The following is a 7,940-nucleotide window of genomic DNA, read 5'->3' on the forward strand; positions in this document are numbered from 1 at the left end:
CGTCCGCAGTTCTACTTCCGTACCACCGACGTAACTGGTGCGGTTGAGCTGCCGGAAGGCACCGAAATGGTAATGCCGGGCGACAACATTCAGATGAAAGTTGAGCTGATTGCCCCGATCGCCATGGAAGAAGGTCTGCGCTTCGCAATCCGCGAAGGTGGCCGTACCGTTGGTGCTGGCGTTGTAGCTAAGATCCTCGACTAATCTTTAGTCCTGGTCTCAAGCACGAAAAAGCCGCAGTGGAAACACTGCGGCTTTTTTTATACCCGCGATTTCTATAGTGCAACCCGGCTATTTTTTTCGTTATTCAATCGGGCCTCCTCCCGCGCCGATAACGTCATGCCCACTAGTGGCGCGCTAGCGGGAAACACACTCTGCATACGCTCAAGCAAGTCCCGGTACAGGTTCTCGGCACGGGCCCAGTCCTGTTGCGCGGCTGCCAACCTGGCTTCGAGCGCGTCGACGTCCAGCTGGATGGGGTGGTTGCGCTCAAAATGCTTGGTGTTAATTAGGCGCGCATTATCGAGTAGCGCTTGGGCGTCGTTAAAACGACCCTCGTTTAGCGCGATGCTCGCCAGACGGAAATCATTTCCGGCTACTCCGTAATCGTCCTCGCCGTACTGTTGTGCATTGAGGTTTCGAATTTTATGAATCAGTGCGATGCCTTCGTCACGATCACCGGTCAATGTCATTACTTCGCCGAGATTGCCGCGTGCGAGAAAGCTGATCGAAGAGCTGTCAGGAAGTATGCGCGAGAAAATCGCGTTGGCAGTATCGAGGTCTCGCCGCGACGCTGAATACAGGCCTTGCTTGAAGTAGACGTAGCCACGCGTTGCGAGGATATGGGCGGTGGACTCTTCACTTTGCGCGTCGACGGTCACCAGCGCGGAAAGTACATCAATGGCGCGTTGGTAGTAGCCCAGCCGCCGGAGCAAATTTGCATATTGGCGGGCGGTCGTACGGAGGGTGATATTGTCGGTCGTGAAAATTTGCGTGCTGATCCGGTAGGCATGCTCCAATTGCGCGCGAGCGTCATCCCAGCGATTTACTCGCATATAACACTGGCCGAGGTTGTGGTAACTGCCCAAAGTTTTCGGGTGTTCATCGCCATAGAATGCGAGTTTTTCCTGTAAGACCTGCTCTTGCAGGCCCGTTGCGCTGGAGAAGTCTGCAATGTCGTAGTAGGCGATGGCAAGGTTGTGCCTGGTACTAATGCCTTCTTCTCCGCCGTGATCTGGCTGTGCGCTCCAGTATTGTTCGGCGGCATTGAAATGCGCGATGGCTTCTTGCGGGCGCCCCAGTTGTAACATTACCAGCCCTTCGCGCATGCGGGTGGTAGCCAGCAGTTCCGGATCAGTGTCGACCTGCAATATGGTGATCGCCTCTGCAAGTGCGTACTGTGCTGCGTCCTGGTCTCCCGCCTCGCGATAGTAATCCCCGAGTTTTGACAGGCTGCCCGCGATCTGCAGTTGACTGGTACCCGTATGGCTGCGCTCGATTTCTAGAGCCTGCTTCTGTAGCGACACTGCGTCCTTGTGTTTGCCGGTAGTAAATTTGACCTGTGCCAGGGTTTTCAGCAGTTGGGCCTTTACCGTGGGGTCTTCATCCAGAGAGTTCCGGGTGTTCTCGACGGCAGTGTCGAGTAGTTCCTCCACATCTATTGTGCGTCCGCGGGCATTGGCCGGAGAAGCGGCACTGAACATGTCCATCAGCAGCTGGGTGACCCGCTTGGCCGTATGTGCCTGGTTTTCGATTTCTACCTGCGCCTTGAGCAGGTTGTCACGCTCGCTGCGCAGCTTGTCAGCGAGATACATGGCTGCGGCAAAGCCACCACTGACCGCGATAAAAACGGAGAGGGAGAGCGCCGCAGCAACGGGATACCGCGACAGCAATTTGCCGCTTCGGTAGACGAAGCTGGGTGGTGTCGCTTGCACGGGTTCTCGACGCAGGTAGCGTGCAATATCCGCCTGTAGCTCACCGACACTGCTATAGCGGTTTTCCGGTTCCTTGCGCAGCGCCTTGCCCACAATATTGTCGAGATCGCCGCGCAGCAGGTTCCTCTGGTTCGCAATTACCTGTTCCATGGCCGCCTTGCTTGGCAATGTGGGCTCACTGAGACAGATGGCTTCAATCAGTTTTTCTGCGCTGGTATCTCCTCCGGGATGGGGCGAACAACCGCAGAGAAGGTGGTAAAGCAGGGTGCCGAGACCGTAAACATCGGTGGCCGTCGTGGTCGCCTCGCCGCGAACCTGTTCAGGGCTGGCGTAAGCGAGGGTGAGGCCCTTTAACTGTGTGGCATTGGTGGCCTGAGGGTTACTCTGTAATACCTTGCTGATACCGAAATCGAGGAGTTTCACCTGCCCCTGGCCGGTGACCAGCACATTGTCCGGCTTAATATCCCTGTGAATAACCAGGTGACTGTGCGCGTAGCTCACTGCATCGCACACGGCGAGGACCAGCTTCAGGCGCGCTTCGATTCCCAGGTTTTTCTCCCGGCAGTATTCGCTGATCGGGCTGCCGTCCACATATTCCATCACCAGGTAGGGGCGGCTGTCCTCGGTAGCTCCACCATCCAGCAGCATCGCGATATTGGGATGTTGCAGCCGGGCGAGTATCTGTCGCTCCTGGTGGAAGTGCTGTAGTTCTTTGGCGCTGGCAAAGCTCGGTGCAATCTTGATGGCTACCCTCTGCTCGAAGGCTCCGTCTGCCCGGTGGGCAAGGAATACCACACCCATACCGCCGCGACCGATCTCGCGGTGGATCTCGTAGGGCCCCAGCTTCTGCCCGTGGGTCAGTGCCTGGCTGAGATCCTGAAGTTGCCGCCCGATAATATCGGCATGCTGATCCTGCTCTATTCCCTGCTCGTGAATATCGAGTAGCCGGAGGACCTCTTTCACCTCGGTATCGTTTGCGCCACTGCTTGCCAGCAGCTGTGCGTGGGTGTCACGCGGTTGGTCCAGGCAGGCATCGAACAGTTGTTTGACGACTTTGAGGTCGGAAGATGAGTCACGCATGGTTGTTCTGGTGCTGTTCTGACAGGCGGTCGTTGAGGAAGGCGCGGGCGAACTTGAGTTCTCGCTCTACGGTCGCGATGCTGATTTCAAGGATCTCGGCGATATTTTGCTGGGTAAAGCCCGCCAGATAATGCAATTCCGCAATGCTCTCCAGGCGATCACTGATCCCCGACATTTCTGTCAGGGTTTTATCGATGGTCAGGAGTCCCAGATTTACGTCGATATCACCCAGTAAGCTGTCCACCCATACCGTACGCAGATGCTGTCCGTTGCGCTTCTGTGCCGACTTGGCGCGCGCATGGTCAATCAGTAGGTGGCGCATCGCTTTGGCTGCACACCGGTACAGGTGTGACTTGCTCTCGTAGCCCGCGGGGGATTCCATCAGCCGAAGGCAGGCTTCGTGCACCACGTCGGTGGTTTGAAGGGTCAATTCATCCGACTGGTTTACCAGAATGCGGCGCGCACAGCAGCGCAGCTCCTGGTACAGCTGTCCGGTCAATTCGGGGAGTGCAAGTGAGGTCATGGCGTTTTATCCAGTTGTCGCCCTAGCGTCAAATTCTACAAAAATTTTTCACGTAGATGAGGGAAATACGGGCGCGAATCCGTACTTATCCCTATGTGTGTCATTCGCGTAGGGGTGCCTGCCCAAAAAACCGGACCGGAAACTATGAAAAGCATGTTTAGACAGGTGGTTCTGGCGCTGCCGGTGGCTGCCCTGGTGGCTTTCAGTGTGCAGCCGGATTGGACCAGTGACGGTGTCCCGGACGAGCGCATTACGCGATCGGCTGGCGATGTGCCCAGTGACAGGGCGCGCCTGGGGTTGGGTGTGGGCGGGCGGTTTCGTGCAGAAGCAATGCTGCCCGAGGAAAATCTCTGCTTTCCTGACTTTGCTGTCGTGCGGTGAAAGTTTTCTGATTTTTTAATTACCTCATCACAGGAAAAGCGATAAATTTGTCACAAAAATTTTCCGTAGAATTCTGCGCCCCGAGGCTGCGGGAGGCGGAAGCGATAAGAACCAAAAGGAATATATTGAAAACTTTGGAGAATAAGCGGATGAGCGAACTGCTGTTTTACCGCAAGCCTGTAGCCCTGAATCGGGAAAGTCATCGCGGCCTCAGATTTACCCCCAGTAACAAATTCCGTTTCTCGTCCGAGGTCAATTCTGTTCCGTTGACGGGTATCGAGTTCTTCGAGGCGAGCCGGGATCTGCCCATTCTGTTTAGCCGCAGCGAGTCTGGTCAGTTTTTTCCCCTGGCACTGTTATCCCTGCGCAATAACCAACACGCACTGCTGGATGAAGAGGGGCTTTGGCAGGGCAGTTACGTCCCGGCATTCATCCGCCGCTACCCCTTTGCCATGACCGACAACCAGACCGTGTGTTTCGACCAGGAAGCCGATCAGTTTTCCGAAGACAAGGGCGAGCCACTGTTTGATGAGCAGGGTGAAAATACCCAGACCCTGAACAACGTGCTGCAGTTTTTGAATAATTTTGACGTGTCCTACAAGCGCACCCGTGAATTCTGTGAGCAGGTGGCGGTCGCAGGGCTATTCAAGCCTTTCAACATCCAGATTATGGCGGGTGACGACAAGCCGGTGCGCCTGGAAGGGCTACATGTGATCGACGAAGCGAAGTTGCTGGATGTGGACCAGGAGCAAGTGCAGAAGTGGTTCAAGAGCGGTGAACTCGCCTGGATCTACGCCCACCTGCACTCTCTGGGGGCTCTCAAGCAGTTGACCAAGCGACAGGCGGAGAGTGCAGCCCTGGCTCAGGCAAGAGAAAAAGCCGAAGCCGGCACTTTGAATTAAATAGACCGGGTTCACCGGCACAAAATTCCGGATCTATTCATACGGTCCGGTCCAGAGCAGCCGAAAGCCAAAAAGTTGGCGCGGCTGCTTTGCTGTTTTTACAAGGAACATGTACGGCACTCCCTGCCGCGCAAAAAATAAAACGACGAAAACAATCCCAGCCGTTTTCAAGGACCATAAGCATGAAACCCTTCCGTCACCAACTGCTTGCCCGTGCAATTCGCCACGTCACCCAAAGCCAGGACGTCGATCCGGCTTGGCAGAAACGCGGCCATATTGGCAAGCAATTCACAGTTGGTGCCCTGTTATCCGGAGGGGCCGTGAATCTGCTGGCGGCTACGCACAATATCGATGCGGTTGATGCTTTTACGGACGTTGAAGACCTGGGAAATAATGTCGAAAAGGTAACCAGTAAGTACAAAAAGGGGACGGTTGGGGTCAACGTCTTCAACGACTTTGTGGTGGGGGACATCAATACGGTAAACCTGGAGCTGGATAGCGATATTGACCAGCTGGTAAATATCGTGCGCAACAGCCGCCCGGAAGTACACGGCGTGTTGAACAGTTACCAGGACGGCACCCTGGGTGGCAATGTGGTATTTGCCAGTTCTTATGGTTTTCTTGTGGGCCCTTCGGGCATCATCAATGTTGGACAGCTCTCGGTAAAAACCCCTTCCCAGAGCGAAATCGACAGCTGGCTAGATTTGAATACCCCGGCGTTTTCCGATGACGGCTTTACCGCCCTCGACGACAACTCATACTCGGTGTCTTCCAGCGGCCTGATAACCGTCTCAGGTAAAATCAATACTGGCAGTGGTATTGATTTGCGCGGTAACCAGGTTGTAGTGGATAGCGGTGCGGTGATGACTGCCGGCAATGCGATCCAGGCTATCTATGTGGATGCGGCGATGGTGGCAGTGGGGGATGCCAGCGTGCCGACGGCGCTGCAGGAAGAAAACGGCAGTATCTATATCGGCGCCGCCGGCGCCGGTGTTACCACCGATATTTCCCTGGCCGGGGACCTGCTCGCAGACGGCGGTATTACCATCAGCGCGGATACCATCGACGTTGCCAGCTCGGCAATCCTCGATACGCGCGACGCGGCAACTGCCAACGACGCCGAGACCACCGCCACTTTTATCGGTGACAGCGTCAACATTGCCGGTGAAGTACTGGCGAGCAACATCAATATCACCGCAGATACCGGAGTGACCATCAGTGGCGATATGACCGCCCTGGGCACCGATGACGGCAGCACGGTGACCGCCGGCCTGATCGATATCGACAGTGCTTCTGCGGCCATCGACGGCGGCAGCGGCGCGGTGGTTCTGGCAGAGACTGCAAGCGCCGGTGACCTGGTCATCGTAGGTAATATCGATGCCTACGATCAGCTGGATGTGACCGGTGGCAGTATTGCCATAACCGCGGGTAATGTTGTTTCCGGTTCAGATGTCAGCCTGCACTCGAGCGATATCAATATCGACGGCAGCCTTACGGCCGATGCCACCGCCGACGACAGTACCGGCACGGTACTGCTGGATGGCGATGCAGACTACGACGATCTCGGCAATATCACCGCGGAAATCGTACGGGTTGATACCACTAACGATTTCTACATTACCGACGATGCCGCCAGCCTGGTGGTTAGTGCCGGTGATATCGTGTGGGAAGAAGCCGGCGGTGCGGTTGACCTGGGTTTCGCCCTTGAAGTCAACGCCGACGATATCACTGCAGGCATCGATGTTACCGCGGTGGATATCACCCTGACGGCCACCAACGGGGTGCAGGCGGATGCTTGGCTGAACGCCGCAGGCGACGGTGCCACCCTCGGTCAGGTCGGTCTTTCCGGTGCTACCCTGGCTTTTGATTTCGCCAAGATTTCTGCCGACGGCCTCTCGCTCACTACATCCAACAATATGGTGTTTGCGAAAAATACCGCGGATACCGAATACCAGAGTGCCGGCGTCAACGATTTCAAACTTGCGGCAGACGTGGATTTTGACGGTGACCTGAGCCTGAATGCCGCGGGTATAACCGTTACCAAAAATGCTTCGATTACCGCCGCCAATGTCACCATCGAATCCAGTGATACCAATATCGACGGCAGCGTAACTGCTGATGCCGGCGACAGCGATGCGACGACTTTTGGCTCCATCAGTCTGGTGCAGGATGCGGACTACGAGGATGTCGGCAACCTTAACTACAGCCTGCTCGCCATCAGTACCGATAATGTAATCGTGCTGTCCAATGACAGTGCGGCTTCTGCTGTGACTGGCGCCGCCACAGGCGACATCGTCTGGGTTGACGACAAGGATTTCGATTTCACCGGTAAAGATATCAGCTTCAATGGCAGCAGCCTGACGGTAACCTCCGGCACCACCCTGGACGCGGACAACATAACTTTTGATGTTGATAGTTTTTACAACAGCGGTACCTTCAACGCGTCCGAATCGATTCTGCTGACCGCAAATATTGATGACACCCTGGACCTGACCGGCCTCAATGCCAGCGCCCTGACCCTGAACAGTGGTTCATCCCTGAGCTGGGCCGAAGATATTCTCTACGGCGGCCTGCTGAAGTTTGTCGCCGACAGTGTCACCATCGAGTCCACGGCCTCGGTTACCGCTGCAGGTATTTCGGTGGAGGCTGACACGATTACTGTCGCGGGCAGCCTCACCAGCACTGCTGGTAGCGGCAGTACCGTCGGTAACATCGACCTGAAAGGCAAAAACATTACCCTCGCCAGTACCGGTGTGCTGGATACGGTGGATGGCGACAGCAGCACCACCGACGGTGATGTGAACCTGACCGCGAGTGACACCGATGCGGTGGGTTATGGCAAAGCCAGGGCCGAAACCAGTATCGACCTGTCCGGTACCATCGAAGCGAACAACGTTACCGCCAAGGCATTCAGCTCCTCCACCAGTTCCATCTACGAAGAAATTGGCACTACCCTCGGCCTGAAAACCGTAGCCGCGCTCGCGGGTGTGGACTTCAACTATATGGAGGCGGATTCCGACGCGACCGTCACCGTCAACAGCGGTGCCAACATTACCGCCGCGGGCAACGTCACCCTGTCTGCGGATTCGCACTCGGTGGCCGAGGCCATGGCGCTGGTCA

General features: G+C 56.0%; 6 protein-coding genes. 4 read left to right on the forward strand and 2 right to left on the reverse strand.

Going from position 1 to position 7,940, the window contains the following annotated elements; genetic code table 11:
* Positions 1 to 204: EF-Tu C-terminal domain-related protein (locus tag B4U49_RS02185; RefSeq protein ID WP_476703362.1), on the forward strand; the 204-nt coding region annotated here is incomplete at its 5' end.
* Positions 205 to 275: 71 nt separating this feature from the next.
* Here the strand turns inward: B4U49_RS02185 and B4U49_RS02190 are convergent.
* Entirely contained in the window at positions 276 to 3,014 is a 2,739-nt protein-coding gene (locus B4U49_RS02190; RefSeq protein WP_078082948.1) for a serine/threonine-protein kinase, read from the reverse strand.
* On the reverse strand, positions 3,007 to 3,537 hold the full coding sequence (locus B4U49_RS02195) for an ECF-type sigma factor (RefSeq protein ID WP_078082949.1): 531 nt from the start codon (positions 3,535 to 3,537) through the stop codon (positions 3,007 to 3,009). The genes B4U49_RS02190 and B4U49_RS02195 overlap by 8 nt, the downstream gene beginning before the upstream one ends.
* Before the next feature lie 144 nt (positions 3,538 to 3,681).
* On the opposite strand from B4U49_RS02195, the gene B4U49_RS02200 reads away from it, so the two are divergent.
* The 3 genes from B4U49_RS02200 to B4U49_RS02210 all read left to right on the forward strand — a co-directional run.
* On the forward strand, positions 3,682 to 3,918 hold the full coding sequence (locus B4U49_RS02200) for a hypothetical protein (protein WP_078082950.1): 237 nt from the start codon (positions 3,682 to 3,684) through the stop codon (positions 3,916 to 3,918).
* Positions 3,919 to 4,067: 149 nt separating this feature from the next.
* On the forward strand, positions 4,068 to 4,820 hold the full coding sequence (locus B4U49_RS02205; protein ID WP_078082951.1) for a SapC family protein: 753 nt from the start codon (positions 4,068 to 4,070) through the stop codon (positions 4,818 to 4,820).
* A gap of 182 nt (positions 4,821 to 5,002) precedes the next feature.
* A partial coding sequence (locus B4U49_RS02210) for a leukotoxin LktA family filamentous adhesin (RefSeq protein WP_143735481.1) occupies positions 5,003 to 7,940 on the forward strand: 2,938 nt, incomplete at its 3' end.

The sequence above is a fragment of the Microbulbifer mangrovi genome, assembly GCF_002009015.1.
GTDB classification, from domain to species: Bacteria; Pseudomonadota; Gammaproteobacteria; order Pseudomonadales; family Cellvibrionaceae; genus Microbulbifer; species Microbulbifer mangrovi.

Bases quoted from the DNA above. Each gene is read 5' to 3' on its own strand.
- B4U49_RS02205 (WP_078082951.1), top strand. From the start codon at position 4,068: ATGAGCGAACTGCTGTTTTACCGCAAGCCTGTAGCCCTGAATCGGGAA.
- B4U49_RS02200 (WP_078082950.1), top strand. From the start codon at position 3,682: ATGAAAAGCATGTTTAGACAGGTGGTTCTGGCGCTGCCGGTGGCTGCC.
- B4U49_RS02190 (WP_078082948.1), bottom strand. From the start codon at position 3,014: ATGCGTGACTCATCTTCCGACCTCAAAGTCGTCAAACAACTGTTCGAT.
- B4U49_RS02195 (WP_078082949.1), bottom strand. From the start codon at position 3,537: ATGACCTCACTTGCACTCCCCGAATTGACCGGACAGCTGTACCAGGAG.